The organism is Streptomyces sp. NBC_00377 (genome assembly GCF_036075115.1).
Classification (GTDB): Bacteria; Actinomycetota; Actinomycetes; order Streptomycetales; family Streptomycetaceae; genus Streptomyces.
The window spans coordinates 3,863,215-3,889,073 of the sequence record NZ_CP107958.1 but is presented as its reverse complement, the minus strand read 5'-3'; the positions used below and the strand labels follow the sequence as shown (position 1 = coordinate 3,889,073).

Here is a 25,859-nt window from a genome sequence, read left to right as displayed (position 1 = left end):
ATACGGTCATGACAGGCAGGGGTGGGGGTTGACGGCGGGGCCCGCCAGGCGCGTGACGCCGGGTTGGCGGAGAGCCTCAGCCCTTGAGCGCGGCCTTGATCGCGTCGGCGAGCGGAGTGGTCGGGCGGCCCGCGAGCCGGGACAGGTCGCCGCCGGTGACGACCAGTTCGCCCTTCTCGATCGACGCGTCCACGCCGGCCAGGATCGTGGCGAACGCCTCGGGGAGCCCGGCTCCGGTCAGGATGCCGACGAGCACCTCGCCGGGAACGGCGTTGTAGGCGATCTCCTTGCCGGTCTGCGCGCTCAGCTCGGCCGCGTACTCGGCGAAGCTCCACGCCTCGTCGCCGCCCAGCTCGTACGTCTGGTTCTCGTGTCCCTCGCCGGTCAGTACGGCGACGGCGGCGGCCGCGTAGTCGGCGCGGGAGGCGGAGGAGACCCGGCCCTCACCGGCGGCCGCCACGACGGCGTTGTGCTCCAGCACCGGTGCGAGGTTCTCGGTGTAGTTCTCGTGGTACCAGCCGTTGCGCAGGAGTGCGTAAGGCACGCCGGAGGCGAGCAGCGCCGTCTCGGTGGCGCGGTGGTCGTCCGCCAGCGCCGCACTCAGGGTGCCCGGCGCGCTGGTGTACGCGAGGAGCGCGACCCCGGCCGCCTTCGCGGCGTCGATCACGACCTGGTGCTGGGCCGGGCGGCCCTTGTCGAACTCGTTGCCCGAGATCAGCAGCACCTTGTCGCCCGAGGCGAAGAGGCTGCCGAAGGTCTCGGGGACGTTGTAGTCGGCGACGGCGAGCTTCACTCCGCGGGCCGCGAAGTCCGCGCCCTTGGCCTCGTCGCGTACGACGGCCGTGATCTGCTCCGCCGGAACCTTCTCCAGCAACTGCTCCACGACGTGGCGGCCGAGGTGTCCGGTGGCTCCGGTGACGACGATGCTCATGGCTCAGAAACTCCTTGGGGGGTTGCGGGTCTGTCACCGACCTTAGAGGAAGCGCTAACTTCACGAAAGTACCCACCTTGAAGTAAGGTACCGACATGAAAGTAAGTGTCCAGGCGAGGGGCGACTCAGGCCGACGGGAGAGCAGTCCAGGCTCTTCCCCAGCCCCAGCCCCAGCCAGATCCGGACCCGAGCCTGAGGATCGGCCCGAGTCTGTCTCCGCCGCCGGGATCCAGGTCGAGGCGGAGGCCCGAGCCGTCTCCGAGGCCGGGCCGCAAGGCATGTGCCCCCATCGGCTCGTCCTCGAGCACGTCACCAGCCGGTGGGGTGTCCTGGTGCTGATCGAGCTGCTCGACCGCTCGTACCGGTTCAGCGAACTGCGCCGGGCGGTCGGTGGGACCAGCGGGACCGGCCGGCCGGTCAGCGAGAAGATGCTCACCCAGACCCTCCAGAACCTCGAACGCGACGGCCTGGTGCACCGCGACGCCAAGCCGGTCATCCCGCCCCGCGTCGACTACTCCCTGACCGGCCTCGGCCGCGAGGCGGCCGAGCAGGTCCGCGCGCTGGCCCGGTGGACGCACACGCGTATGCCGGACGTCGAGAAGGCCCGCCACGCCTACGACGAGGCCCGCCGGACACACTGAGAGGCCCGGGAACCCCGCTCCCGGGCCTCGTGGCACCGCACCGCGTCCCGGCCGACGGCCGGACGGCCGTCCGCGTGGGTCAGCCGACGACGGTCCGGACGTCCGCGTGGGTCAGCCGACGACCGTCCAGGTGTCGCCGCCCGCCAGCAGCGCCGCCAGGTCACCCTTGCCGTGCTGCTCGATCGCCGTGTCCAGCTGGTCCGCGAGCTGCGTGTCGTAGACCTGCCGCTCGACCGAGCGCAGCACGCCGATCGGCGTGTGGTGCAGGGTGTCCGGGTCGGCCAGCCGGGACAGGGCGAACGCGGTGGTCGGGGACGCGGCGTGCGCGTCGTGGACCAGGATGTCCGCCTCGTTCTCCGGGGTCACCGTGACGACCCGCAGATCACCGGTGGCCGGGTCGCGCACCACGCCTCGCGCGCGGTCGGCGCCGAACCGGATCGGCTGCCCGTGCTCCAGCCGGATCACCGCCTCCTCGGCCTGCTGCCGATCCTTCAGCACCTCGAAGGCGCCGTCGTTGTAGATGTTGCAGTTCTGGTAGATCTCGACCAGCGCGGTGCCCGGGTGGGCGGCGGCCTGGCGCAGCACCTCCGTCAGGTGTTTGCGGTCGGAGTCGACGGTCCGGGCCACGAACGACGCCTCCGCGCCGATGGCGAGCGACACCGGGTTGAAGGGCGCGTCCAGCGAGCCCATCGGCGTCGACTTGGTGATCTTGCCGACCTCGGAGGTGGGCGAGTACTGCCCCTTGGTGAGCCCGTAGATCCGGTTGTTGAACAGCAGGATCTTCAGGTTGACGTTCCGCCGCAGCGCGTGGATCAGATGGTTGCCGCCGATGGACAGCGCGTCGCCGTCGCCCGTGACCACCCACACGCTCAGGTCCCGGCGGGAGGCGGCCAGCCCCGTCGCGATGGCCGGCGCCCGCCCGTGGATGGAGTGCATGCCGTACGTGTTCATGTAGTACGGGAAACGCGACGAGCAGCCGATGCCCGACACGAAGACGATGTTCTCCTTGGCCAGCCCCAGCTCCGGCATGAAGCCCTGGACGGCCGCCAGGATCGCGTAGTCACCGCAGCCCGGGCACCAGCGCACCTCCTGATCGGACTTGAAGTCCTTCATGGACTGCCGCGCCTCGGCCTTGGGGACGAGCGAGAGCGCCTCGAACGTGCCCGCGCCGTGCGTTGACGTCTCACTCATCGATGGCCTCCTTGAGCGCCGCGGCGAGCTGCTCCGCCTTGAACGGCATACCGTTGACCTGGTTGTACGAGTGGGCGTCGACCAGGTACTTCGCCCGTACGAGGGTGGCGAGCTGGCCGAGGTTCATCTCGGGGATGACGACCTTGTCGTAACGCTTGAGCACCGCGCCCAGGTTGCGCGGGAACGGGTTCAGATGCCGCAGGTGCGCCTGCGCGACGGCCTCCCCCGCGGTGCGCAGCCGCCGTACCGCGGCGGTGATCGGCCCGTAGGTGGAGCCCCAGCCCAGCACCAGGGTGTTCGCCTCGTGCGGGTCGTCGACCTCGAGGTCGGGGACGTCGATGCCGTCGATCTTGGCCTGGCGGGTGCGGACCATGAAGTCATGGTTGGCCGGGGAGTAGGAGATGTTCCCGGTCCCGTCCTCCTTCTCGATCCCGCCGATGCGGTGCTCGAGTCCCGGGGTGCCCGGGACCGCCCACGGCCGGGCCAGGGTCTGCGGGTCGCGCTTGTACGGCCAGAAGACCTCGCTGCCGTCGGACAGCGTGTGGTTGGGCCCCTGCGCGAACTGCACGGTCAGGTCCGGGAGCTCGTCCAGCTCGGGGATCCGCCAGGGCTCGGAGCCGTTGGCGAGGTAGCCGTCCGACAGCAGCATCACCGGCGTGCGGTAGGTGAGCGCGATCCTGGCCGCCTCCAGTGCCGCGTCGAAGCAGTCGGCGGGCGTGCGGGGCGCCACGATCGGCACCGGGGCCTCGCCGTTGCGCCCGTACATGGCCTGTAGCAGGTCCGCCTGCTCGGTCTTGGTGGGCAGACCGGTCGAGGGCCCGCCCCGCTGGATGTCCACGATCAGCAGCGGCAGCTCCATCGAGACGGCAAGCCCGATCGTCTCGCTCTTCAGCGCCACGCCGGGCCCGGAGGTGGTCGTGACGGCGAGGGACCCCCCGAAGGCCGCCCCCAGCGCCGCGCCGATCCCGGCGATCTCGTCCTCCGCCTGGAACGTCCGCACACCGAAGTTCTTGTGTCTGCTCAGCTCGTGCAGGATGTCGGAGGCCGGAGTGATCGGATACGAGCCGAGGAACAGCGGCAGATCGGCCTGCCGGGACGCGGCGATCAGCCCGTATGCCAGAGCGAGATTCCCGGAGATGTTCCGGTAGGTGCCGACCGGGAACGCTTTCGCGGCCGGAGCGACCTCGTAACTGACGGCGAAGTCCTCGGTCGTCTCACCGAAGTTCCATCCGGCGCGGAATGCGGCGATGTTGGCGGCCGCGATGTGGGGTTTCTTCGCGAACTTCGACTTCAGGAACTTCTCGGTGCCCTCGGTGGGCCGGTGGTACATCCATGACAAAAGGCCGAGCGCGAACATGTTCTTGCTGCGCTCGGCCTCTTTACGGGTGAGGTCGAATTCCTTGAGTGCCTCGACGGTCAGGGTGGTCAACGGGACCGGGTGGAGCTGATAACCGTCGAGGGACCCGTCCTCCAGCGGCGAGGCCGCGTACCCCACCTTCTGCATCGCCCGCTTCGTGAATTCGTCCGTGTTGACGATGATCTCCGCGCCGCGCGGCACATCCGCGATGTTGGCCGCCAGCGCCGCCGGATTCATGGCGACCAGCACGTTCGGCGCGTCACCCGGGGTGAGGATGTCGTGGTCGGCGAAGTGCAGCTGGAACGAGGAGACGCCGGGGAGGGTGCCGGCGGGCGCGCGGATCTCCGCGGGGAAGTTCGGCAGGGTGGACAGGTCGTTGCCGAACGATGCGGTCTCCGAGGTGAAACGGTCGCCGGTGAGCTGCATACCGTCACCCGAGTCACCCGCGAACCTGATGATCACCCGGTCGAGACGACGTACGTCCTTCGTCCCGCCCGGTCTGCGCTGCTCTCCCACGACGGTCCCGTCGGTCCCCTCGGTTCCGTCGGTTCCGTCGGCCTGTCCCGCTGGACTGCTGACCTGGCTGGTCACTGAACTGGACCTCCCTCGAGGTGGCTGTCCCGGAAGGCCCTTTCGGGCCGTCCAGGGATCAACCCTATGTCTGTAAGGGTCGCCTTACCTCGGCCATTCGTATGACGGTCGTTGTCCCGAGACGGCCCGGCACCCCCGCTTTTCATGATTTCCCGCACCCGCGCGCCGTTCCGGTAGACGCTCCGGACCGACAGCGCGGTTCTCACCCACTGTCTGCTCGCGGCCCCCGCCACTTCTACGGGTTCCCCCACTCGACGAAGGCACAGTGTCATCTGGTCATGAATTGAGATAGGTGAGGACCGCGAGTACACGGCGGTGATCCCCGTCACTCGGCGACAGGCCGAGCTTCAGGAAGATGTTGCTGACATGCTTCTCCACGGCCCCGTCGCTGACGACCAGCTGCCGGGCGATCGCCGAGTTCGTCCGCCCCTCCGCCATCAGCCCGAGGACCTCCCGCTCGCGCGGGGTGAGCCCGGTCAGCACGTGCTGCTTCCTGCTCCGCCCGAGCAGCTGCGCGACGACCTCCGGATCGAGCGCGGTTCCGCCCTGGGCGACCCGCACCACGGCATCCACGAACTCCCGGACCTCTGCCACGCGATCCTTGAGCAGATACCCGACCCCGCGACTGGAACCGGCCAACAGTTCGGTGGCGTACCTCTCCTCCACGTACTGCGACAGCACCAGCACCCCGAGCCCGGGATGCGCCTTGCGCAGCTGTACGGCGGCCCGCACCCCTTCGTCCGTGTGCGTGGGCGGCATCCGCACGTCCGCGACGACGACATCGGGCAGCGCGCCCTCGTCGTCGAGCTCCGTGATGGTCTTGACCAGCGCGTCGGCATCCCCGACCCCCGCCACCACCTCATGCCCCCGGTCGGTCAGCAACCGGGTCAGCCCCTCCCGCAACAGCACCGAATCCTCGGCGATGACCACCCGCACCCTGTCCTCCACGATCCTCGGCCCCCCAGCCGTCCACCCGTCGGTGGAACCAGTCAAGCATTCCAGCCTGGGCTCGTCTGCACCTGGAAAAAGGCTCGACCACGGCAAGGACGGCGGGATCACGCCCCGACCCGCTGTCCGGCCTCCGAGGGAAGGCTTCGACCTCCGGGGAAGGCGGGGAGGGGCAAAGGGACAGGGAGCGGGGATCGGGTGGAGTGGGGGCGGACCCCTTCCCGCACGGCGGCGGGGGCGGCCGTGCGGGAAGGGGTCCGGGCCCTCAGACGGCTTCCGCCCGCCAGGGCAGCTCCGCCGTCACCCGGGTGGGGCCACCCACCGGCGAGTCCACCACCAGGATCCCGTCCACCGCGTCCAGACGTCCGGCGAGCCCGGCGAGCCCCGACCCCCCGCCGGAGGCGTCCGCTCCCCCCACCCCGTCGTCCACCACCTGCAACATCAGCCGGTTCTCCACCCGCCACACGTCGACCGAGGCGGACCGTGCCCCACTGTGCTTGCTGATGTTCTGGAGCAGCTCGGAGACGGTGAAGTACGCGATCCCCTCGATGGCCGGCGCCGGACGCTCCACCAGATCGACCTCCACCCGTACCGGCACCGTGCACCGTGACGCCACCGCCGACAGCGCCGCGTCCAGCCCCCGGTCCGTCAGCACCGCCGGATGGATCCCGCGCGCCAGGTCCCGCAGCTCCTGCAACGCCGTCTTCACCTCGCCGTGCGCCTCGCCCACCATCCGTGCCGCCGCCCGCGGATCCTCGCGCAGTTTCTCCTTCGCCAGTCCCAGATCCATCGCCAGCGCCACCAGCCGGGCCTGCGCCCCGTCGTGCAGGTCGCGCTCGATGCGCCGCAGATCCGCGGACGCCGTGTCCACCACGACCCCGCGGTCCGACTCCAGCTCCACCACCCGCGCCCCCAGCGACGACGGCCCGAGCAGCCCGTGCACCAGCAGCCGGTCCACCGTCGTCAGCGCCCGCACGATCCACGGCGTGGCCAGCGTGATCAGCAGGCCCACCAGGGCCGTCACCGTGATCTCGAACGGGTTGTCGAGATAGACGCTGTGCTGCTCGTCCCCGTACAGCTGAAGGCCGCCCTGACCGCCGTACATCGGGAAGACCCAGAACCACAGCGGATACGTCAGCATCGTCCAGCCGCACGACCACACGGTCACGGCGACACAGAAGGAGAACACCGCCCACGGGAACTGCACCACCGCGTAGAGCGCCTGCCGCCACGACGTGCCGCTCTTCAGGACGGCGGCCATCCACGCCATCGCCCCCCGGCCGCGGGGCCGCAGCGGCTCCGGGTCGGCCACCTCCAGCCCGAGCAGCCCGCGCGCCCGGGCCCGCTCCATGGCGCCGAAGCCCCGGCCCGCGGCCAGGCCCGCCGCCAGCACCGGAATCCCGAGGAAGGTCACCAGCAGGCCCGCGCCGAGCGACAGCATCGTGATCGTGAAGGTGAACAGCATGATGCCGATCGGCAGCCCGAGCAGGATGTAGACGAGTTCGCGCCAGTGACGCGCCGTGAGCGGCTCACGCAGTCCCGTCGGCAGGAGACGTCGGCGTCCGCCGTCCCGGCGCCCGTACTCCGGCCCGTACCGGTCCTGGCGCCCGAACAGTCCGGGCCCGTCCTCGAAACGGCCGTCCTCGGACCGGCCGTCCTGGAACGGGTCGTCCCCGAACCGGTCGTGCTCCCTGTACTGCCCGTACTGCGTGGCCATCGGCGTCGTCCGTTCCTCGTCCTGCTCGTCGCGCACCTGTCGATCCGTACCTCAACCCTCCTCGGCGGCGGGCGCCCGGACCATGGAGTCCGTCGGCGTCTGGAACGGGGGGTTATCCCCACCTCCCAAGGCCGCACCCGAGGCCGCCGGCGCCCACGCGCCCACGCGCCTTTCGTCCCCTGTCCCGACCGGTCCTTCCCGTCCGTCCCTGCCGACTCCTCCCGCCCGTTCCTATCCCTGCCGGTCCTTCTCGCCACGACTGCGCCACGGCAGCTCCGCGGTCACCGTCGTGGGACCCCCCACCGGCGACTCCACGACGAACAGCCCGTCGACGGCGTCCAGCCGCTCCGCCAGCCCCCGCATCCCCGACCCGCCGTCGAGCCGCGCCCCGCCCCGGCCGTCGTCCCACACCTGGATGAGCAGCCGGTCGTCGGTCCGCCACACGTCGACCGAGGCGGACCGGGCGGCACTGTGCTTGCTGATGTTCTGGAGCAGCTCGGAGACAGTGAAGTAGGCGATGCCCTCGATGGCCTGGGCCGGCCTGGACGGCAGGTCGGCCGTCACCTTCACCGGCACCGTGCACCGCGAGGCCACCGAGGACAGCGCCGCGTCCAGCCCCCGGTCGGTGAGGACGGCCGGATGGATCCCGCGCGCCAGGTCCCGCAGCTCCTGGAGCGCGAGCTTCACCTCGCCGTGCGCCTCCTCCACCATCGCCGCCACGGCGTCGTCGGCCTGCCCCTCCAGCAGCTTCTCCTTCGCCAGACCGAGCCCCATGGCCAGGTTGACCAGCCGGGCCTGCGCCCCGTCGTGCAGGTCGCGCTCGATGCGCCGCAGATCGGCGGCCGCCGTGTCGACCACGACCCCCCGGTCCGACTCCAGCTCCGCGATCCGCCGCTCCAGCTCGTCGGACGGGGACAGCAGGCCCCGCACCATCGCCCGGTCCGCGTTGGTCAGCCCGCGCGCCAGGAACGGCAGCACCGGCCACAGCACGAACAGCGACGGCAGGACCACGCTGAACGTGAGGATCCCCCAGGGCATCCGGATGACGTCGTACAGCACCGTGCGCCAGGCCACCGGGTCCTTCAGCGCCAGCCACATCCGCGCGAAGAGACCGCCCGCCCTGCGCAGCGGCAACGGGCTCGGCTCGTCGATACGCAATCCCAGGAGAAGGCGTGCCCGCGCCCGCTCGAAGCGGCCCATCAGCCGCGCCCCGCCCAGTCCGAGCGCGAGCAGCGGGAACCCGACCACGGTGACGGTCATGGCGGCACCGCTGACGATCACCGTCATCACATAGGTGAACCCGATCAACGCCATCGGCAGGTTCGTCAGAAGGTGCGTGATCTCCTTCCAGGTCTGTGGGTCGTAGGCGAAGCGGGCCGGCGGCAGACGTTCGTCGTCCTGCTCCGCCCCACCCGGAAGAGAGGCCGTGGACCGGCCGGCTCTCGGATGGAAGCTGCTCGCAGGGGTACTGGCATCGGTGGCGGATCGGCTGGCGGAAGCGGTCATATGGGCTAGCCTGCCGCGCCGTACGGCGCCGCGCCATGAGGTCTGCTGCCTTCCTCGGCCGGGGGAAAACCCCCGCCCCGCGGACCGAGGCATGACGGGCTGCTTACCGTCCCTTTATCAGGGCCTAGACTCCCGTGCGTACAGATCGTCGAACGGGCCTGTCGTCGAAGAGACTGAGGTCAGGGAGCGAGGGACGGACGTGCGGGAACGGACCGTCGAGGTCGCGGCGGAAGTCGCGGCAGACTACTTCCAGTCCTACTCCGTCGTCGGACTGCTCGCCGTCGTCGGCGTGCTGTTCGTCGGCGTCGCCTTCGGCGCGGGACGCCTGCTGCGTCCGGTGGTCCCCACCCCGGAGAAGCTTCTGACGTACGAGTGCGGCGTCGACCCCGTGGGCGAGGGCTGGGCCCACACCCAGGTCCGCTACTACGTCTACGCCTTCCTCTACGTGATCTTCGCCGTCGACTCGATCTTCCTCTTCCCCTGGGCGACGGTGTTCGCGGCCCCCGGCTACGGCGCCGCCACGCTCGTGGAGATGTTCATCTTCCTCGGCTTCCTGGCCGTGGGCCTGCTGTACGCCTACAAGAAGGGCGTCCTGACATGGACGTGACGCCGAAAGTGAATGCGCCGGGTCAGCCGGAGACGCGTTCGGAACCGGTTCCGCTGCCCGTGCCCAGGCGCCTGGGCACCCTGGCCCGCCTGGCCCCCGAGCCGATGAAAGTGATCCTGAACTGGGGCCGCCGCTACTCGCTCTGGGTCTTCAACTTCGGCCTCGCCTGCTGCGCCATCGAGTTCATCGCCGCGTCGATGGCCCGCCACGACTTCATCCGCCTCGGCGTCATCCCGTTCGCGCCAGGCCCGCGCCAGGCCGACCTGATGATCGTCTCGGGCACGGTCACGGACAAGATGGCCCCCGCCGTGAAGCGCCTCTACGAGCAGATGCCCGAACCGAAGTACGTCATCTCCTTCGGCGCGTGCAGCAACTGCGGCGGCCCCTACTGGGACTCGTACTCGGTGACCAAGGGCGTCGACCAGATCATCCCGGTGGACGTCTACGTGCCGGGCTGCCCGCCGCGCCCGGAGGCGCTTCTCCAGGGCATCCTCAAGCTCCAGGAGAAGATCGCCCGGGAGTCGCTGGACGAACGCTACGGCCCGACCCCGGCCGGCCCGGCCCCGAGCGCCCCTACCCCGGCCGGCCCGACCGGCTCCGGCGCTTCGGCCCGCCCCTCGGCGGCCGCTCTCCAGAGCGGCCTGGTACGGCCCCCGGCCGCCCCGTCCCCTTCGGAACCGTCGGGAGAGGACCGATGACCACGATCGGCTGGCTCCCCGCCCCGGCCGAGGACCTCTTCGGCCCGCAGGCCACGGCCGAGGAGTCGTACGACGTCCTCACGGTCGACGTCCCTCCTTCATCCTGGACCGACGCCCTGCGCGTGGCCCGCGACCGCCTGTCCTGCACCTACTTCGACTGGCTGAGCGCGGTCGACGAACCCGGCACCGGCTTCCGCGTGTCCGCACACGTGGTGGCACTGTCCCCGGTGCGCCGACTGCTGCTGCGCACGACGATCCCGCACGAGGCGCCGACCCTCGCCTCCGCCGTCGACGTCTACGCCGGCGCGACCTGGCACGAACGCGAGACGCACGAGATGTTCGGCGTCACCTTCGACGGCCACCCCGCCCTGAACCACCTCCTCCTCCCGGAGACCTTCGAAGGGCACCCCCTGCGCAAGGACTTCGTCCTGGCCGCCCGCGTCGCCAAGGCATGGCCCGGCGCGAAGGAGCCGGGGGAGTCCGAGCACGGCGGCCCCAAGCGCCGCCAGATGCTCCCCCCAGGCGTCCCCGACCCCAACGAATGGGGCCCCCTGAAGGGCCAACTCCCACCCGCGCCGACCCGCCCGGCCCGAGGAGCGGCCCGCACGGCAGCGACAGGCGCGGCAGCAGCGGGCGCGGCAGCGGGCCGGACGGCAGGCGACCGCCCGGTCCGCCGCGCCCGCACAGCATCACAAGGCTCGGCGAGCCAGACGACACCCCCGAGCACGCCTACGACACCTGCAACGCCGGGCACGCCTGCCACGCCTACGGCGTCTGCGACCCCTGCCACGCCTACGGCGCCGGCCACGCCGGGCCCGCCCACGACGCCGGGCACGCCGACGGCATCGTCAGAGCCAGGAGCACCCGGCAGGGCAGCATCGGACGCAGAAACCGCTTCGGCTTCTCCGCCCGCCTCGTTCCCGTCTCCGGACTCTCCGGCTCCCGCGGTCCCGTCCGCCCCAGCGGCCTCGTCCGCTCCGGAGGCCCCGGCCGGACCCCGCCGCGCCCGAAGTGCGAGCGCGGGCTCGGCGTCGCAGCGGGCGGACGCCGCGGATGCCCCAGGAGCCGGGCCCGCTGCACAGACGGGACCGACAGCTCCCGAGCCGACCCCCGGCCCCCCGGCAGGACCGCGGCGAGCGCGCACCGCCTCCCGAGGTTCGGCCTCCCAGCACACCCAGCCCCCGACGACGCCCGCCGGCACCCCCACCCGCCCCTCGACGGCCCCTCGCAGCTCCGACGCCCCCTGGCACCACGCCCGCCCCGCCTTCGACGAACCCGAGCAGAAGCCGGAACCGGGCGAGATGCGCGAGTCGGAGCCGCGGCCGGACGGGAAACCGGGAACGATGCCGGAGCCGGAGCCGGACGGCGCATCGCAACCGGCTGCGGAACCGATGCCGGAGCCGCAGCCGGAAGGCAAACCGCAACCGAAGCCGGTCAGCTCGGGTCAGACCGCCGAGCACCAGACCGCCCCCGGCCGGCCCGCGCCCCAGCAGCCGGACCCGGCTGAGAAGTCGACCCCCGCTCACGGCGGGTCGGCTCCCGCCGAGGGCGCGGAACCCGATGCACCCGATGCACCCGATGCCCCCGAGGACAGCACAGGAGGTCGGCAGTGAACGACGCTCTCGACGTCGCGCTGCGACTCCTGGTCGTCTTCGTCGTCTTCCTCACCTTCCCGCTGATCGTCGGTCAGACGGAGCACAAGGTGATGGCCCACATGCAGGGTCGCCTGGGGCCGATGTACGCGGGCGGCTTCCACGGCTGGGCCCAACTCGTGGCGGACGGAGTCAAGTTCGCACAGAAGGAGGACATCGTCCCCGCGGGCGCGGACCGCCGTATCTTCCAGCTCGCGCCGGCCGTGGCACTCCTCCCGTACCTTCTGGTCCTTCTCGCCATCCCCATCGGTCCGGGTGAGGGAGCCGTCGGCCAGACCGTGGACGCGGGCATCTTCTTCGTGCTCGCGGTGATGGGCGTCGGCGTGCTCGGCTCTCTCATGGCCGGCTGGGCCAGTGCCAACAAGTTCTCCCTTCTCGGCGGCCTGCGCACCGCCGCCCAGCTCCTCGCCTACGAACTCCCGATGCTGCTCACCGCCGCCTCGGTGGCGATGGCGGCCGGCACGGTCTCCCTGCCCGGCATCGTCGACGCCTTCGAGTGGTGGTGGCTGCCCTGGCAGATCACCGGCGCGATCGTGTTCTTCGTCGCCGGTCTCGCCGAACTTCAGCGGCCGCCCTTCGACATGCCCGTCGCCGACTCGGAGATCATTTTCGGTGCGTACACCGAGTACACCGGCCTGCGCTTCGCTCTCTTCCTCCTCGCCGAGTACGCCGGAATCGTCGTCCTGTGCGGCCTGACCACGGTCCTCTTCCTGGGCGGCTGGCACGGTCCCGGAGGTGCCGACGGCCTCGGCTGGGTCTGGACCCTGCTCAAGACGGCCGTCCTCGCCTTCGTCGTGATCTGGCTCCGCGTCACCTACCCCCGCATGCGCGAGGACCAGCTCCAGAAACTCTCCTGGACCCTCCTCGTCCCCCTCTCCCTGGCCCAGATCGCCCTTACCGGCGTCGTCAAGGTGGTGATCCAGTAGCCATGTCCCACACATCACCCGACCATCCCGCAGCGGCACCCTCCGAGCGCCCCCGCCGGTCGATCCCCGGCAGTGGCCTCGCCAAGGGCCTGGCCGTCACCCTGCGCACGATGACGCGGAAGACCGTCACCGAGCAGTACCCGGACGTCCAGCCCGAACTGCCGCCCCGCACCCGTGGCGTCATCGGCCTGTTCGAGGAGAACTGCACGGTCTGCATGCTCTGCGCCCGTGAGTGCCCCGACTGGTGCATCTACATCGACTCCCACAAGGAGACGGTCCCGCCCGCCGCCCCAGGCGGCCGCGAGCGCAGCCGTAACGTCCTCGACCGCTTCGCCATCGACTTCTCCCTGTGCATGTACTGCGGTATCTGCATCGAGGTCTGTCCTTTCGACGCCCTGTTCTGGTCCCCGGAGTTCGAGTACGCCGAGACCGACATCCACGAACTCACCCATGAACGCGACAAGCTCCGCGAGTGGATGTGGACCGTGCCGGCCCCACCCGCCCTCGACCCCGCGGCCGAGGAACCGAAGGAGATCGCGGCCGCCCGCAAGACGGCCGAGAAGTGGGCGGCAGCCCAGGCCGAGCCGAACGCCCCGCAGGAAGGAGACTCGTGACCCTCGCTCAGGCACACCACGGCTTCCTCTCCCCGACCGGCGTCGAGATCGCCTTCCTCCTCGTCGGCCTGGTCACCTTCGGCGCCGCCCTCGTCACGGTGACCACCAGGCAACTGGTGCACGCCGCCCTGTGGCTCGTCGTCACCCTCGGCGGCCTGGCCGTCGAATATCTCCTGCTCACCGCAGAGTTCATCGCCTGGGTGCAGGTACTCATCTACGTCGGTTCCGTCGTCGTGCTCCTCCTCTTCGGTCTGATGCTCACCAAGGCCCCCATCGGCCGCTCACCCGACGCCGACTCCGGCAACCGCTGGGCCGCCCTCACGGTCGCCGTCGCGGCGGCCGCCGCCCTCGTCTGGGTGGTCGTCGACGCCTTCCGTGCCACCTGGATCGACCTGAGCGGGCCGGCCGCCGGCTCCACCGAGGCGACCGGAGCCAGCCTCTTCCAGAACTGGGTCCTCCCCTTCGAGGCCCTCTCCGTCCTGCTCCTCGCGGCGCTGGTCGGCGCCATCGTGCTGTCCCGCAAGGCGAAGGCGGAGTCGGACTCTCCCCCTATGAACTCCCGAGCCGCCACCAAGAGTTCCCGTCCCGTCACAGAGAGTTCCTCTGCTGTTCCGGGCGCCCGGGAAAACCGGGCCGGGCAGGAAGGCACCCGCTGATGCATCTCGTCTATCCAGCCGTCCTGTCCGCCCTCCTCTTCTGCACCGGCCTGTACGGCGTCCTCGCCCGCCGCAACGCGATCCTCGTCCTGATGTCCGTCGAGCTGATGCTCAACGCCGTCAACCTCGACCTGGTCGCCTTCGACGTCTGGCTGAGCAGGACAGCCGAGGAGACCCTGCACTCCGGCCAGGCCCTGACCCTGTTCACCATCGCCATCGCCGCCGCCGAGATCGGCATCGGCCTGGCGATCGTCCTCGCCGTCCACCGCAACCGGGGCACCGCGGACATCGACCGGCTCCGCGACACCGCCGAAGGCCACGAGAGCCCCGCGACCGACGGCCCCGACGGTGACACCCACGCGACCGGAACGGCCGCCGAGAAGGCTGAGGCCACCGCGTGACCACGACCACCCTCGCCGCCCTCGTCCCCCTCCTGCCGTTCCTGGGCGCCGCCGCCGGCCTGCTCCTGGGCCGTACCGCCCCGGGTTTCGTGCGCCCGCTCGCCGTCCTGCCGACCCTCGCCGCGCTCGTACTGGCCGCGATCGTCGCCGTACGCCAGGGCGGGAACGCCTCCCTCGACGCGGCCACCGAACTGACCCCCACCGGCTCGGTCCCCATCGAACTGTCACTGCACATCGACGGCTTCGCGGCACTCGTCGCCGTCCTGGTCGGGCTCGTCGCCACCTGCGTACAGATCTACTCGACCGGCTACCTGCGCGAGGATCCGCGCTACCCCTCGTACGCCGCGCTCGTCTCCCTCTTCACCTCCGCGATGCTCCTGGTCGTCTACTCCGGCGATCTGATCGTGCTGCTGGTCGGCTGGGAAGTCATGGGCATCTGCTCCTACTTCCTGGTCGGCCACTACTGGGAGACCCCCGAGGCCCGCGCCGCCTCCATCAAGGCATTCCTCGTCACCAAGCTGGGTGACGTCCCCTTCCTCATCGGCCTGTTCGCCCTCGCCACCGACGCCGGGTCCTTCCAGATCACGAAGGTCCTCGGCACCGTCGCCCACGGCGGACTCGACCATCCGACCCTCGTCGCCCTGCTGCTGCTCGCGGGCGTGGCCGGCAAGTCAGCGCAGTTCCCGCTGCACACCTGGCTCCCGGACGCGATGGCCGGCCCCACACCCGTATCCGCGCTGATCCACGCCGCGACGATGGTCGCCGCCGGCGTCTACTTCGTCGCCCGTCTCCTCCCGGTCTTCGAGGCGTCCTCGGCCGCGATGATCGTGCTCGCCGTGATGGCCGCCGTCACCATGGTCGGCTCGGGCCTGGCCGCACTCGCCCAGGACGACATCAAGCGCGTCCTCGCCTACTCGACCATGGGTCAGCTGGGCTACATGACCGGCGCCCTCGCCGTCGGCGATCGCGGTGCGGCCGTCTTCCACCTCCTCTCGCACGGCGCCTTCAAGGCGCTGCTGTTCCTCGCCGCCGGCGTGATCATCCACGCCGCCGGCACCAACTCGCTCGCCGCGATGTCCCGCATGAGTCACCTGCGCGACCGCATCCCCGACGCCTACTGGACGATGACCGTGGCGCTTCTCGCGCTCGCCGCGATCCCGCCGTTCAGCGGCTTCTTCTCCAAGGAGTCGGTCCTCGGCGCCGCCGAGCACGTCACCGAGGGGCACACCGGACACGCGCCCGGTGCCGCGGGCTGGATCGTCCTCGTCGCCGGTCTGCTCACCGCCCTTCTCACCGCCGCCTACGCCACCCGCCTGTGGCTGCTGACCTTCTACGGCCGCGGCGCGGAGGCCCCCGACCACGGTCGACAGCCCCTGACCATGACCGTGGTGCTGTGGGTCCTGGCCGTCCCGTCCCTCGCCCTCGGCGGGTTCGCCTACCGCACCCTCCCCGACTGGTTCGACGGCAACGACCTCGCCCCGACCCTCACCACGTCCGTGCTGGGCACCGGCATGACACTGGCCGGCGCACTCGTCACCTACGCCGCCTGGCGTCACCTCGCCGGACTCACGGCCCGCGTCCCCCTGGGGGCGGTCGCCGCCCACCCCGAGGGCGACGCGGGACTCGTCGAGGCCGAAGCCATCGCGACGCACGCGCCGGCCTACGGAGACGTGGCATCCGCTCCGGACCCGGCGGACCCAGGACGGCTCCTGCTCGGCCCGCTGCACCGCCACGCCGCCGTCGGCTTCCACCTCGACGCCGTGTACCAGACCCTGTGCGTCCGCCCGGTCCTGGCCGGCGCGAGCCTCGTCCGGTTCCTCGACCGCGAGGTCGTCGACACCTACGTACGCGGCGCGGGCGCCCTGCCCCGCTGGCTGGGGACCGCCGTACGGCGCGCCCAGACCGGAAATCTCCAGACCTATGTGAGCGCGCTGCTCGCCGGCACCGTCGTCCTGGCGGTCGCCGCCCTTCTCGTCGCTTCGGGAGCGTGAGCGGGCGTGATCGATATCAACGAGTCCGTGATGCAGTTCCTTCTGGCATTCATCGTGGTCGGCCCGCTACTCGGCGCCGTCGCCGCACTTCTCCCGGCCCCGCCCGGACTGAAAGGGAAGTCACCCGAGCAGGCCGTGCTGCGCCACGGCGTGACCGTGACCGGCGCGATCCTCATCGCCGCGATCGTCCTCGCGCTCGGCTTCGACCACGACCACCCCTCGAAGATGCAGGCCAGCACGGACATCAGCTGGATCCCGGCACTCGACGTGCGCATCCACCTCGGCATCGACGGCATCTCCCTCCCCCTGCTGGTCCTGACCGCGCTCCTGAGCTTCCTCTGCGCGGTGTACTCCTACTTCCGTCAGCAGCATCAGCGGCTGACACCACAGGCCGCGGACCCGTCGCCGAAAGCCTTCGTCGCGCTGGTGCTCGTCCTCGAGTCCGGCACCCTCGCCGCTTTCGCCGTCCTCGACCTGCTGCTGTTCTTCCTCGCCTTCGAGATGGTCCTCGTCCCGATGTACTTCCTCATCGCCCGCTGGGGCGGCGCGGGCCGGACCCGGGCCGCCTGGAAGTTCATCCTCTTCACCCTGCTCGGGTCCGTGGTCATGCTGCTCGGCCTGCTCCTGATCGGAATCAAGGCGGGCACATTCGACATGGTGGCACTCGCCACTGACAACGGCCGGTCCCTGACCACATCCGTGCAGGTCATCGCCGTTCTCGCGATCGGGATCGGCCTCGCCGTGAAGACCCCGATGTGGCCGCTGCACAGCTGGCTGCCCGACGCCCACACCGCCGCCCCGACCGTCGGTTCGGTCCTGCTGGCCGGAGTGCTGCTGAAGATGGGCACCTACGGGTTCGTCCGGATCCTGCTGCCCGTCGCGCCGGACGGCTTCCGCACCTTCGCGCCCTACCTCGCCGCCTTCGCCGTCGTGGGCATCATCTACGGCTCCCTGGCCTGCCTGGCCCTCGCCAAACAAGGGGCGAAGGGCGACCTCAAGCGCCTCATCGCCTACTCCTCCGTCGGCCACATGGGCTTCGTCCTGCTCGGCATCGCGACCATGACCCCGACCGGCGTGAACGGCGCCCTGTTCGCCAACATCGCCCACGGCCTCATCACCGGCCTCCTCTTCTTCCTGGTCGGAGCCCTGAAGGACCGCACCGGCACGACCGACCTGGACACCCTCGCCGAGCAGACCGGCGCCGCGCTGTACGGCAGGACCCCCCGCCTCGGCGGCCTCCTCGCCTTCGCGGCAGTCGCCTCACTCGGCCTGCCGGGACTGGCCGGCTTCTGGGGCGAGATGCTGGCCCTGTTCGGCGCCTTCGACCCCGCCCACGCCCTCAGCCGTCCCGCCTTCCTGACCTTCACGGCGGTCGCCGCGTTCGGCACCCTGCTGACCGCCGCGTATCTGCTCACCGTGGTCCGCCGCGTCTGCATGGGTGCCGTCCCGCAGGACGCCCCGCGCCTCGACGACGTGCAGACCTACGAGTTCGCGGCCTGGGCCCCACTCGTCGCCCTCACCGTCGTCGCCGGCCTGTGGCCGAAGGTCCTCCTCGGCCTGACCGATCCGGCCGTGCAGCAGCTCCTCGCAGGAGGCACCCGATGAGCTCCCTGGCCCAGCCCGTGCTTCACCCCCTGGCCGCTTCGGTGGTCCAGTCCGTCGACTGGCTGGCCATCGGACCGCCCACCCTCGTCGCGATCGTCGCGCTCGTCGTCCTCGTCGCCGACCTCTTCGTGGGCGACGCCCGCAAGCCGCTCCTCGGCTGGCTCTCGGTCGCGGGCCTCGCGGCCTCCACAGTCCTCCTGCTGCCCCTCCTGGACGGCGAGCGCTCCACCTTCTGCCTGACCGGCGACACACGCGTGTGCAGCTACACGGCGGACCGCTTCACCCTCGTCATCCAGTTCCTGGTGCTCGGGGGAGCGCTACTGGCGGCCCTGCTGTCGGTCACCGCCCTGAAGGACGCGCGCGGACGGCTTCCCGAAGGCGAGTTCTGGTTCCTGCTGCTGTCCTCAGCCGCCGGTGCCGCCCTGCTGCCCGCCTCCCGCGACCTCGCCACCCTCGTCGTCGCCCTGGAGGTCGCCTCCCTGCCCGCCTTCGCCCTCGTCGGCATCCGGCACGGCGACCGCAGGTCCTCCGAGGCGGCCCTGAAATTCTTCCTGTCGTCCGTCACCGCGACCACCGTCACCCTCCTCGGCATCAGCTTCGTGTACGCGACGACCGGAACCCTCTACCTCACCCAGGTCGCCGACCGCATCCAGCACGTCGACGGCCAGCTGCACACCCTGGCCCAGACCGGGGTCGTCCTCACCCTGATCGGCTTCGCCTTCAAGACGGCCGCCGTCCCCTTCCACTTCTGGGTCCCCGACACCTACGTAGGCGCCCCGCTGCCCATCGCCGCCTATCTGTCGGTCGTCGGCAAGGCGGTCGGCTTCTCCGGCCTCATCCTCGTGACGGTCATCGGCTTCCCCTCGTACGCCGACGTCTGGGGCCCTGCCCTGGCCGCGCTGGCCGCCCTCACCATGACCGTCGGCAACGTCGGCGCCCTCCGCCAGCAGGCCACACGCGCGTACAGCGCCGTACGCCTGCTCGCCTGGTCCTCCGTGGGCCAGGCCGGCTACCTCCTCGTGCCGATCGCCGCCGCCGCGTACTCCGACGACGCCGAGCACGCCATCGGCTCCACCGTCGCCTACGCCCTGATGTACGCGGCCGTGAACCTGGGCGCCTTCGCGGTGGCCGCGCTGGTGGGCCGCACCCGCACGACGAACCGGATCTCGGACTACCGGGGCCTTTACGCGAAGAACCCGTCGGCAGCCCTCCTCCTGGCCTTCTTCCTGCTGTGCCTCGCCGGACTGCCGCCGGGCATCATCGGCCTCTTCGCGAAGGTCACCGTCTTCTCGGCAGCGGTCGACGCCGGGCTCGGCTGGCTCGCGGTCGTCATGGCCGTCAACGTGGTGATCGCCCTGTACTACTACCTCCAGTGGACGGCCCTGCTGTTCCGCGACCCCGAGGGCGAACACGAGAAGCACCGTGTTCCGGCCCCGCTCACGATCGCCATGGTCCTCACCGCGGCGCTCGGCGTCGCCCTCTCCGGAGCCCCCCAGCTGATCCTGCGCTTCGCCGACACCGGCCTCTTCTGAGTCCCCACACGCGCGCGTGCCCGCGTCCTCACCCGGACGGCGCACGCCCATGCCCGCAGGCACAAGGGAACTAGTGCCTCCCGCCTGGCGTTGACCAGTACGGGAAGGTGCACTGGATGTGACACCACGGCACAGTGCCACCGGAGAACGTCAGGACTCGCAAACAAAGGGTTCCCCTGCTGCACGACTTGGAGGGCGTACCGTGCACCGCCGGCACAACGGGCTCAGGACCGCAGTACTCCTCGGGGGACTGTCCGCACTCATCATCGTCTTCGGCAGCTTCTTCGGCCGGACGGGGCTGGTCATCGCGGTCCTGGTCGCACTCGGCACCAACGCGTACGCGTACTGGAACAGCGACAAACTGGCGCTACGCGCGATGCGCGCCCGCCCGGTGAGCGAGTTCGAGGCTCCCGCCCTGTACCGGATGGTCCGTGAGCTGTCCACCCAGGCCCGTCAGCCGATGCCCCGCCTGTACATCTCCCCGACCGAGGCGCCGAACGCGTTCGCCACCGGCCGCAACCCACGCAACGCCGCCGTGTGCTGCACCGACGGCATCCTGCGCCTCCTCGACGAGCGCGAACTGCGCGGCGTCATCGGACACGAGCTCAGCCATGTCTACAACCGGGACATCCTGATCTCCTCGGTCGCCGGGGCACTCGCTTCGGTGATCCTTTTCCTGGTCAACTTCGCCTGGCTGATCCCGATCGGCCGCTCGGACGACGACGACGGCCCCGGCATTCTCGGCATGCTCCTGATCATGATCCTCGGCCCGATCGCCGCCGGGCTCATCCAGCTCGCCATCAGCCGCTCCCGGGAGTACGAGGCGGACGCGTCCGGCGTGCAGCTCACCGGTGATCCGCTGGCCCTCGCGAGCGCGTTGCGCAAACTGGAGACAGGCACCCAACAGCTTCCGCTGCCCCCTGAGCCCCGCATCGAGACCGCGAGCCACATGATGATCGCGAATCCCTTCCGTCCGGGCCAGGGGCTCTCCAAGATGTTCTCGACCCACCCGCCGATGGCGGACCGTATCGCCCGGCTCGAGAAAATGGCAGGTCGCTTCCAGTGAAGACCATCCTGAACGTCATCTGGCTGATCCTGAGCGGCTTCTGGCTGTTCCTCGCCTACCTGGCCGCAGGAGCACTGCTGTGCATCACGATCATCGGCATTCCTTTCGGCGTTGCCGCGTTTCGTATCGGAGTCTTCGCCCTGTGGCCCTTCGGCTACACGACGATCGAACGTCGTGACGCGGGCGCGCCCTCCTGTCTCGGCAATGTGCTCTGGCTGATCCTCGCGGGCTGGTGGCTGGCCATCGGGCACATCGTCACGGGCCTCCTGCTCTGCCTGACCATCATCGGCATCCCGTTCGGCATCGCGAACTTCAAACTCATTCCGGTGTCGCTGTTCCCGCTCGGCCGTGAAATCGTGCCGACGGACCAGCCGTTCGCGTCACGCTGACCGGAGCAGCACGGCCCGCTGCTCGTCCCCGGTCGGCCGGCCTCCGCTCGTCGGTTGTCCACAGGCGGCGGGTTGTCCACAGGCCGGCGCGGCCGTCGGTGGCGGCTTGCATCATGAACGCATGACCGAGAACGAGCAGTTGCAGGCAGGGCAGGCGGCCCGGGGAGCCGCCGGAGAGCCGGGCGCAGGGCACCCGTCGTACGGGGACGTCGAGATGGGCAGGCGCCCGGCAATCGGGCGCCCGGCAATCGGGTGTGCGGCGCGGTCAACGCGCGCCCGGCCACCGCCGCCGCAGCCCGTATGCGAGCACACCGACGGCCATCACCCCTGCCCCCACGGCCACCGAGGTCCCCGGCAGCGCGAGCGCGAGCACCACACAGCCCACGAGCCCCACCGCGGGCAGCAGCCGCTTCGCAGGGGCCGAATCAAGCGTCCAGGCCGACGCGTTGGCCACCGCGTAGTACGTCAGCACACCGAAGGAGGAGAACCCGATCGCGCCCCGGACATCCACCGTGGCGGCCAGCACCGCGACCACCGCACCCACGGCGAGCTCGGCCCGATGAGGTACCTGGAAGCGAGGATGCACGGCCGACAGGGCGCCCGGCAGATGCCGGTCCCGTGCCATGGCCAGGGTCGTACGCGAGACGCCCAGGATGAGGGCGAGGAGCGAGCCCAGCGAGGCCACGGCGGCCCCGACCCTCACCACCGGCACCAGTGCGGGCACTCCGGCCGTCCGCACGGCGTCGGCCAGCGGGGCCTCCGCCTGCCCGAGACCGTCCGGCCCCAGTACGGAAAGGACAGCGACCGCCACGCACGCGTACACGACGAGAGTCATGCCGAGAGCCAGGGGGATCGCGCGGGGAATGGTCCGCGCCGGGTCCCGTACCTCCTCACCCAGGGTCGCGATGCGGGCGTACCCGGCGAAGGCGAAGAACAGCAGGCCGGCAGCCGTCAGCACCCCACCGACGCCCCGTGAGGCGCCGACGTCCAGCCGCCCCGCGTCGGACGCGCCGGACCCCAGGCACACGACCACCACGGAAGCGAGGACCGCCAGGACCACCGCCACGATCGCCCGCGTCAGCCAGGCCGACTTCTGGACACCGCCGTAGTTCACCGCCGTCAGCGCCACCACGGCCGCGACCGCCACCGCGTGCGCCTGCCCTGGCCAGACGTACGCTCCGACCGTCAGGGCCATCGCCGCACAGGAGGCCGTCTTCCCGACCACGAAGGACCAGCCCGCCAGATACCCCCAGAACGCGCCGAGCCGCTCGCGCCCGTACACGTACGTGCCGCCCGAGGCCGGATACAGGGCGGCGAGGCGTGCCGACGACATGGCGTTGCAGTAGGCGACCAGCGCGGCGAGCGTGAGTGCGAGCAGCAGCGCGGAGCCCGCGGCCCGCGCCGCGGGAGCGAGCGCGGCGAAGACGCCGGCGCCGATCATCGAGCCGAGCCCGATGACCACGGCGTCGCCGACGCCCAGCGTCCGCCGCAGTTCGGCGTGGGATCCGGACCGAGTCATGGGCCGCACCCTACTGATCGACGGAACCACCCGGTGTCGTCGTGACGTCGTCTTCATCAACACGAGCCGAACCCGCGTGCGACGCAGAACGCGGGGCGCGACGGTAACGAGCACAGCCCGTCCGGAGCGAGCGACATCACAGTGCCCGGACAGCGCGGGCACAGCACGGAAGGGCAGGTTCAGGGCATGAGCATCATCAGCTGGATCATCCTGGGGTTGTTGGCCGGAGTCATTGCCAAGATCCTGCTGCCGGGCCGGGACCCGGGCGGCTTCATCGGCACGACCCTCATCGGCGTCGCGGGCGCGTTCATCGGCGGCTGGATATCGGCCCGCTGGCTGGACCACCCCATCACCAAGGACTTCTACGACGGCGCGACCTGGGCGGCGGCGATCGGCGGTTCTCTCGTGCTGCTGATCCTCTACCGCCTGCTGTTCGGCAACTCGCGTGACTGAGCACCCCCGCACGGCACGCATGCCGGCCGTCTGATCCTGACGGCGGCCGGACGGTCCGGACGCGGAGGTGGGCGCTTCAGGAACCGCCCACCTCCGCTCGCAACGTCCGAGGAGCCGATCAGGTGACGCCATCGCGGTGTCGCCGCGTCACTAGGCCGTCCGGTCGACTACCGGTAGTTCACGAACTGCAGGGCGAAGTCGAAGTCCTGGCCCTTGAGCAGGGTGATGATGGCCTGGAGGTCGTCGCGGCTCTTGGAGCTGACGCGCAGTTCCTCGCCCTGGACCTGGGCCTTCACACCCTTGGGGCCCTCGTCGCGGATGAGCTTCGCGACCTTCTTGGCGTTCTCCTGGGAGATGCCTTCCTTGATCTCCGCGAAGAGCTTGTACTCCTTGCCGGACAGCTGCGGCTCGCCCGCCTCCAGCGCCTTCAGGGAGATCCCGCGCTTGATCAGCTTGGACTGGAAGACGTCGAGGACGGCGTTCACCCGGTCCTCGGAGTTCGCCTCCATCAGGATCTTCTCGCCGGACCACGAGATCGAGGCGCCGACGCCCTTGAAGTCGTAGCGCTGCGAGATCTCCTTGGCGGCCTGGTTGAGGGCGTTGTCGACCTCCTGCCGCTCGACCTTCGAGACGATGTCGAAACTGGAGTCGGCCATGTCCTGTGGCTCCTTGTATCGGGGTGCGTGTCTGGTGCGTATCGGCGTAAGTGGGGCGACCGCCGAGCCCGGCGTGGTCCCGGGCCGCATCCGCACAAGCCTAGTCACCCCGCCCCCTCCGGGCGGCGGGGAATCAGGTGGCGAAGCACCCCTGGGCATCGGGTATCGTTTACGTCGTTGCCAGGGAGCACCGCCGAAAGGCGGTTCGAACGGGCAGCAAACCCGGCGGTGTGCCCGAGCGGCCAAAGGGAGCAGACTGTAAATCTGCCGGCTTCGCCTTCCCAGGTTCGAATCCTGGCGCCGCCACACGACCGAAAGGGTCTGTGAACAGCAGCAATGCTGTTCACAGACCCTTTCGTCGTTCCTGGCGCGCAGACCGCCGATATGGCAGCTTTGCCCCACTGTGTCTCATCCTGATTCACGTGCTGACCAGCCTGTGTGGGGCAGGCGTGGGGCAGCCGTCGCGCCTGTCACCTGCCCTTCCTGAGGGTCGCCTCAATTCGTGCGTTGGCGTTGGCGGCGGCGCCGTCGAGACATTTGGCGTAGACACGGAAGAGAACAGCCACGCTGTGGCCAGCGCGCGCGGCGACGACCTGCGGTTCGACTCCAGAGCTGAGCCACGTGGAGACGGCGGCGTGACGAAGATCATAAGGGCGCTTGGCCAGCAGGGAGGCGCGCTGAGCAGGGGAGAGCGCCCGGGTTCGTGCCTCCGCCCACACTTCGCCGTACCCGGTGTCTTGGATCAGTCCCCCGCGCTGAGTGCGGAACAGCCGGCCGTCCGGCGCCACGCCGTATGCCATGGTGTGCCAGCGCAGCAAAGCAACCAGGTCGGGCGGGATCGGAACGGTCCGGACCGCCTTGCGGGGGCGATGCTTGAGCCCGCGTTTGTCGTGAGCCTCTCCGCTATCGGTCCACGCGGATCCCGACCGGGGGCGGGTCTCCCGTAGATGGAGGGTGCCCCAACCGCGCCGGGGTAGCTCGCAGTCCTGCATGCGGAGTCCGATGACCTCGGCCGGCCGTGCCGCCGCGTAGTACATGCATCCGAAGAACGCCACCAAGCGGCGCCCCCGGGCGCTCTGCGTGCGCACGCCATCGAGCAGCGCGAGAGCCTGGCGAGGATCGGGCACAGAGGCGGGGTCCAACTCCTCTTCCACTTGTTCAGGCGCTTTCCACTGGACTTGAGGAAGGGGGTTGTCCGACAAACGGCCGGCGTCCACGGCATAGCCCAGGGCGTTGTGGAAGATCGCGCGCTTCCGACGGATGGTCGACGCGGCTGCCGTGCCGCCGTCCAGCTTCTTGGTCAGTGCGTCGAGCGCGGCGCGTACCTGCATGCGGTCAGCCAGCGCTGAGGTGGGCAGAGACTTGCGCTCGAACCAGGTAAGCACCTTGGCGACGTCGTCCGGCGGTTCCTGGTCGCGACGGCTCACGTTGAACGCCCAGCTATAGAGGGCGGTCCGCACCGTTTCCACGTCGGCCATGCCCTTGGTGTCTTTGACGAGAGCTGGCGTCACCGTGGCCATGGCTTCTGCGAGAGTTCGGCGCGTGGAGCCGGGGGAGTGCTTCCACTTCATCTCGATGTAGTCGCGGGCATGCTGGTACCAACTGACGTCGTCTCGCTGCCGCAACTCCGAGAGCGGGAAGCCGGTCGCCTCGTCGAACGGCTCCCCCGCGTGTACCGCGCGCAGCAGCTCCGCTCGGCGGCCGTCGGCCAAGGTCTTGGTGCGGAACGTCTGCGAGTGAGGAGTCTCGCCTGTCTTCCAGCGCAGCTCTGCCGAGGTCTGCCCACGATCTTTCCGTTGCCGGACGGACCAGATCCGAACGTCGTAGCTGTGCATTGATCTCCTTCAAAGGCGGAGGACCCCCGCTGGTCAGCGGGGGTCCTCCGGGGTGGACTGGTTCAGGCGCTCATCTCGTGCCGTGCCCACCAAGCGTCAAGGTCGCTGCGTCGGCAGCGGAGATGCCCGTTGGGGAGCTTGATGAGCTTGGGAGCCTTGCCGCGAGCGCGCATGCGGTAGAAGGCGGCGCGGCTCATCTTGATCTCTTCGAGGACTTCACGGAGTTCGAGCTTCTCGGTGCTGGGCAAGGTCGTGACTCCTTCTCGGGCGAGGCGTCCCGGGGGCCTTCTGGGAAGTCCGCTACATCCGCTACGCCGCTACATCGCAGGTCAGCGGCGTGTTTTGTGTAGCGGAGGGGGGCGATGTAGCGGCTACGG

The 25,859-nt window shown here is 70.3% G+C and carries 24 protein-coding genes and 1 tRNA gene; 15 read left to right on the top strand and 10 right to left on the bottom strand.

All coding sequences use genetic code 11. The features are described 5' to 3' along the window. Positions 1-76: 76 nt before the first annotated feature. The gene (locus tag OHS71_RS17490; protein WP_328480308.1) at positions 77-931 is read right to left on the bottom strand and encodes an SDR family oxidoreductase; all 855 of its coding nucleotides are present in this window, start codon (positions 929-931) and stop codon (positions 77-79) included. Positions 932-1,209: 278 nt separating this feature from the next. Here OHS71_RS17490 and OHS71_RS17485 point away from each other — a divergent pair, with 278 nt between their 5' ends. Continuing rightward, positions 1,210-1,572 carry a winged helix-turn-helix transcriptional regulator gene (locus OHS71_RS17485; protein WP_328480307.1) on the top strand — a complete coding sequence of 121 codons (363 nt, stop codon included), beginning with the start codon at positions 1,210-1,212 and terminating at the stop codon, positions 1,570-1,572. Between the two features lie 111 nt (positions 1,573-1,683). Here OHS71_RS17485 and OHS71_RS17480 read toward each other — a convergent pair whose 3' ends face one another. The 5 genes from OHS71_RS17480 to OHS71_RS17460 all read right to left on the bottom strand — a co-directional run bounded on the left by OHS71_RS17480 (position 1,684) and on the right by OHS71_RS17460 (position 8,882). After that, positions 1,684-2,763 carry a 2-oxoacid:ferredoxin oxidoreductase subunit beta gene (locus tag OHS71_RS17480; RefSeq protein WP_328480306.1) on the bottom strand — a complete coding sequence of 360 codons (1,080 nt, stop codon included), beginning with the start codon at positions 2,761-2,763 and terminating at the stop codon, positions 1,684-1,686. Then, a complete protein-coding gene (locus OHS71_RS17475; RefSeq protein ID WP_328480305.1) occupies positions 2,756-4,711 on the bottom strand; it encodes a 2-oxoacid:acceptor oxidoreductase subunit alpha in 1,956 nt (651 codons plus the stop codon). The genes OHS71_RS17480 and OHS71_RS17475 overlap by 8 nt, the downstream gene beginning before the upstream one ends. A 276-nt stretch (positions 4,712-4,987) precedes the next feature. Beyond that, positions 4,988-5,659: a response regulator transcription factor gene (locus OHS71_RS17470; RefSeq protein WP_328484544.1), complete on the bottom strand. Its 672-nt coding sequence runs from the start codon at positions 5,657-5,659 to the stop codon at positions 4,988-4,990. A 265-nt stretch (positions 5,660-5,924) separates the two neighbouring features. Beyond that, positions 5,925-7,376 carry a sensor histidine kinase gene (locus OHS71_RS17465; protein WP_328484543.1) on the bottom strand — a complete coding sequence of 484 codons (1,452 nt, stop codon included), beginning with the start codon at positions 7,374-7,376 and terminating at the stop codon, positions 5,925-5,927. A gap of 231 nt (positions 7,377-7,607) precedes the next feature. Next, complete coding sequence (locus OHS71_RS17460; protein WP_328480304.1) at positions 7,608-8,882, bottom strand: sensor histidine kinase; 1,275 nt, start codon at positions 8,880-8,882, stop codon at positions 7,608-7,610. Between the two features lie 199 nt (positions 8,883-9,081). Here OHS71_RS17460 and OHS71_RS17455 point away from each other — a divergent pair, with 199 nt between their 5' ends. From OHS71_RS17455 to OHS71_RS17400, 12 genes are all read left to right on the top strand, one after another. Next, positions 9,082-9,489 (top strand): NADH-quinone oxidoreductase subunit A, encoded by a 408-nt coding sequence (locus tag OHS71_RS17455; protein ID WP_328480303.1) that lies wholly within the window; start codon positions 9,082-9,084, stop codon positions 9,487-9,489. Continuing rightward, positions 9,480-10,187 carry an NADH-quinone oxidoreductase subunit B gene (locus OHS71_RS17450; protein ID WP_328480302.1) on the top strand — a complete coding sequence of 236 codons (708 nt, stop codon included), beginning with the start codon at positions 9,480-9,482 and terminating at the stop codon, positions 10,185-10,187. Before OHS71_RS17455 ends, OHS71_RS17450 begins: the two co-directional genes overlap by 10 nt. Beyond that, complete coding sequence (locus OHS71_RS17445; protein WP_328480301.1) at positions 10,184-11,800, top strand: NADH-quinone oxidoreductase subunit C; 1,617 nt, start codon at positions 10,184-10,186, stop codon at positions 11,798-11,800. The genes OHS71_RS17450 and OHS71_RS17445 overlap by 4 nt, the downstream gene beginning before the upstream one ends. Next, entirely contained in the window at positions 11,797-12,765 is a 969-nt protein-coding gene (locus tag OHS71_RS17440; RefSeq protein ID WP_328480300.1) for a complex I subunit 1/NuoH family protein, read from the top strand. The genes OHS71_RS17445 and OHS71_RS17440 overlap by 4 nt, the downstream gene beginning before the upstream one ends. Positions 12,766-12,767: 2 nt before the next feature. Continuing rightward, positions 12,768-13,379, top strand: a complete 612-nt coding sequence (locus tag OHS71_RS17435) for a NuoI/complex I 23 kDa subunit family protein (protein WP_328480299.1) — start codon at positions 12,768-12,770, stop codon at positions 13,377-13,379. Next, a complete protein-coding gene (locus tag OHS71_RS17430; protein ID WP_328480298.1) occupies positions 13,376-14,035 on the top strand; it encodes an NADH-quinone oxidoreductase subunit J family protein in 660 nt (219 codons plus the stop codon). Before OHS71_RS17435 ends, OHS71_RS17430 begins: the two co-directional genes overlap by 4 nt. Next, positions 14,035-14,436 (top strand): NADH-quinone oxidoreductase subunit NuoK, encoded by a 402-nt coding sequence (nuoK, locus tag OHS71_RS17425; RefSeq protein ID WP_328480297.1) that lies wholly within the window; start codon positions 14,035-14,037, stop codon positions 14,434-14,436. The genes OHS71_RS17430 and nuoK overlap by 1 nt, the downstream gene beginning before the upstream one ends. After that, on the top strand, positions 14,433-16,427 hold the full coding sequence (locus OHS71_RS17420) for an NADH-quinone oxidoreductase subunit 5 family protein (RefSeq protein ID WP_328480296.1): 1,995 nt from the start codon (positions 14,433-14,435) through the stop codon (positions 16,425-16,427). The genes nuoK and OHS71_RS17420 overlap by 4 nt, the downstream gene beginning before the upstream one ends. Before the next feature lie 6 nt (positions 16,428-16,433). Further along, positions 16,434-18,032, top strand: a complete 1,599-nt coding sequence (locus OHS71_RS17415) for an NADH-quinone oxidoreductase subunit M (RefSeq protein ID WP_328480295.1) — start codon at positions 16,434-16,436, stop codon at positions 18,030-18,032. Further along, positions 18,029-19,564, top strand: coding sequence for an NADH-quinone oxidoreductase subunit N (locus OHS71_RS17410; protein ID WP_328480294.1), 1,536 nt, complete (start codon positions 18,029-18,031; stop codon positions 19,562-19,564). Before OHS71_RS17415 ends, OHS71_RS17410 begins: the two co-directional genes overlap by 4 nt. A gap of 202 nt (positions 19,565-19,766) precedes the next feature. Beyond that, positions 19,767-20,630: a zinc metalloprotease HtpX gene (gene htpX / locus OHS71_RS17405; RefSeq protein ID WP_328480293.1), complete on the top strand. Its 864-nt coding sequence runs from the start codon at positions 19,767-19,769 to the stop codon at positions 20,628-20,630. Further along, positions 20,627-21,019 (top strand): YccF domain-containing protein, encoded by a 393-nt coding sequence (locus OHS71_RS17400; protein WP_328480292.1) that lies wholly within the window; start codon positions 20,627-20,629, stop codon positions 21,017-21,019. The genes htpX and OHS71_RS17400 overlap by 4 nt, the downstream gene beginning before the upstream one ends. A gap of 265 nt (positions 21,020-21,284) precedes the next feature. On the opposite strand, the gene OHS71_RS17395 is transcribed toward OHS71_RS17400, so the two are convergent. Then, complete coding sequence (locus OHS71_RS17395) at positions 21,285-22,538, bottom strand: APC family permease (protein WP_328480291.1); 1,254 nt, start codon at positions 22,536-22,538, stop codon at positions 21,285-21,287. A 186-nt stretch (positions 22,539-22,724) separates the two neighbouring features. On the opposite strand from OHS71_RS17395, the gene OHS71_RS17390 reads away from it, so the two are divergent. Then, positions 22,725-22,991 carry a GlsB/YeaQ/YmgE family stress response membrane protein gene (locus tag OHS71_RS17390; protein WP_328480290.1) on the top strand — a complete coding sequence of 89 codons (267 nt, stop codon included), beginning with the start codon at positions 22,725-22,727 and terminating at the stop codon, positions 22,989-22,991. Positions 22,992-23,158: 167 nt separating this feature from the next. Here OHS71_RS17390 and OHS71_RS17385 read toward each other — a convergent pair whose 3' ends face one another. Then, the gene (locus tag OHS71_RS17385) at positions 23,159-23,647 is read right to left on the bottom strand and encodes a YajQ family cyclic di-GMP-binding protein (protein WP_328480289.1); all 489 of its coding nucleotides are present in this window, start codon (positions 23,645-23,647) and stop codon (positions 23,159-23,161) included. Positions 23,648-23,871: 224 nt separating this feature from the next. Here OHS71_RS17385 and OHS71_RS17380 point away from each other — a divergent pair. Continuing rightward, positions 23,872-23,953, top strand: a tRNA-Tyr gene (locus tag OHS71_RS17380). A gap of 164 nt (positions 23,954-24,117) precedes the next feature. Here OHS71_RS17380 and OHS71_RS17375 read toward each other — a convergent pair. Then, positions 24,118-25,482, bottom strand: coding sequence for a tyrosine-type recombinase/integrase (locus tag OHS71_RS17375; protein WP_328480288.1), 1,365 nt, complete (start codon positions 25,480-25,482; stop codon positions 24,118-24,120). 62 nt (positions 25,483-25,544) lie between these two features. After that, a complete protein-coding gene (locus OHS71_RS17370; protein ID WP_328480287.1) occupies positions 25,545-25,730 on the bottom strand; it encodes a helix-turn-helix transcriptional regulator in 186 nt (61 codons plus the stop codon). Positions 25,731-25,859 lie beyond the last annotated feature (129 nt).

What these genes read in the sequence shown, in the direction of transcription:
- OHS71_RS17490 (WP_328480308.1), bottom strand. Translation starts at nt 931, where the DNA reads ATGAGCATCGTCGTCACCGGAGCCACCGGACACCTCGGCCGCCACGTC.
- OHS71_RS17485 (WP_328480307.1), top strand. Translation starts at nt 1,210, where the DNA reads ATGTGCCCCCATCGGCTCGTCCTCGAGCACGTCACCAGCCGGTGGGGT.
- OHS71_RS17480 (WP_328480306.1), bottom strand. Translation starts at nt 2,763, where the DNA reads ATGAGTGAGACGTCAACGCACGGCGCGGGCACGTTCGAGGCGCTCTCG.
- OHS71_RS17465 (WP_328484543.1), bottom strand. Translation starts at nt 7,376, where the DNA reads ATGGCCACGCAGTACGGGCAGTACAGGGAGCACGACCGGTTCGGGGAC.
- OHS71_RS17460 (WP_328480304.1), bottom strand. Translation starts at nt 8,882, where the DNA reads ATGACCGCTTCCGCCAGCCGATCCGCCACCGATGCCAGTACCCCTGCG.
- OHS71_RS17450 (WP_328480302.1), top strand. Translation starts at nt 9,480, where the DNA reads ATGGACGTGACGCCGAAAGTGAATGCGCCGGGTCAGCCGGAGACGCGT.
- OHS71_RS17445 (WP_328480301.1), top strand. Translation starts at nt 10,184, where the DNA reads ATGACCACGATCGGCTGGCTCCCCGCCCCGGCCGAGGACCTCTTCGGC.
- OHS71_RS17435 (WP_328480299.1), top strand. Translation starts at nt 12,768, where the DNA reads ATGTCCCACACATCACCCGACCATCCCGCAGCGGCACCCTCCGAGCGC.
- nuoK (WP_328480297.1), top strand. Translation starts at nt 14,035, where the DNA reads ATGCATCTCGTCTATCCAGCCGTCCTGTCCGCCCTCCTCTTCTGCACC.
- OHS71_RS17410 (WP_328480294.1), top strand. Translation starts at nt 18,029, where the DNA reads ATGAGCTCCCTGGCCCAGCCCGTGCTTCACCCCCTGGCCGCTTCGGTG.
- OHS71_RS17395 (WP_328480291.1), bottom strand. Translation starts at nt 22,538, where the DNA reads ATGACTCGGTCCGGATCCCACGCCGAACTGCGGCGGACGCTGGGCGTC.
- OHS71_RS17390 (WP_328480290.1), top strand. Translation starts at nt 22,725, where the DNA reads ATGAGCATCATCAGCTGGATCATCCTGGGGTTGTTGGCCGGAGTCATT.
- OHS71_RS17385 (WP_328480289.1), bottom strand. Translation starts at nt 23,647, where the DNA reads ATGGCCGACTCCAGTTTCGACATCGTCTCGAAGGTCGAGCGGCAGGAG.
- OHS71_RS17375 (WP_328480288.1), bottom strand. Translation starts at nt 25,482, where the DNA reads ATGCACAGCTACGACGTTCGGATCTGGTCCGTCCGGCAACGGAAAGAT.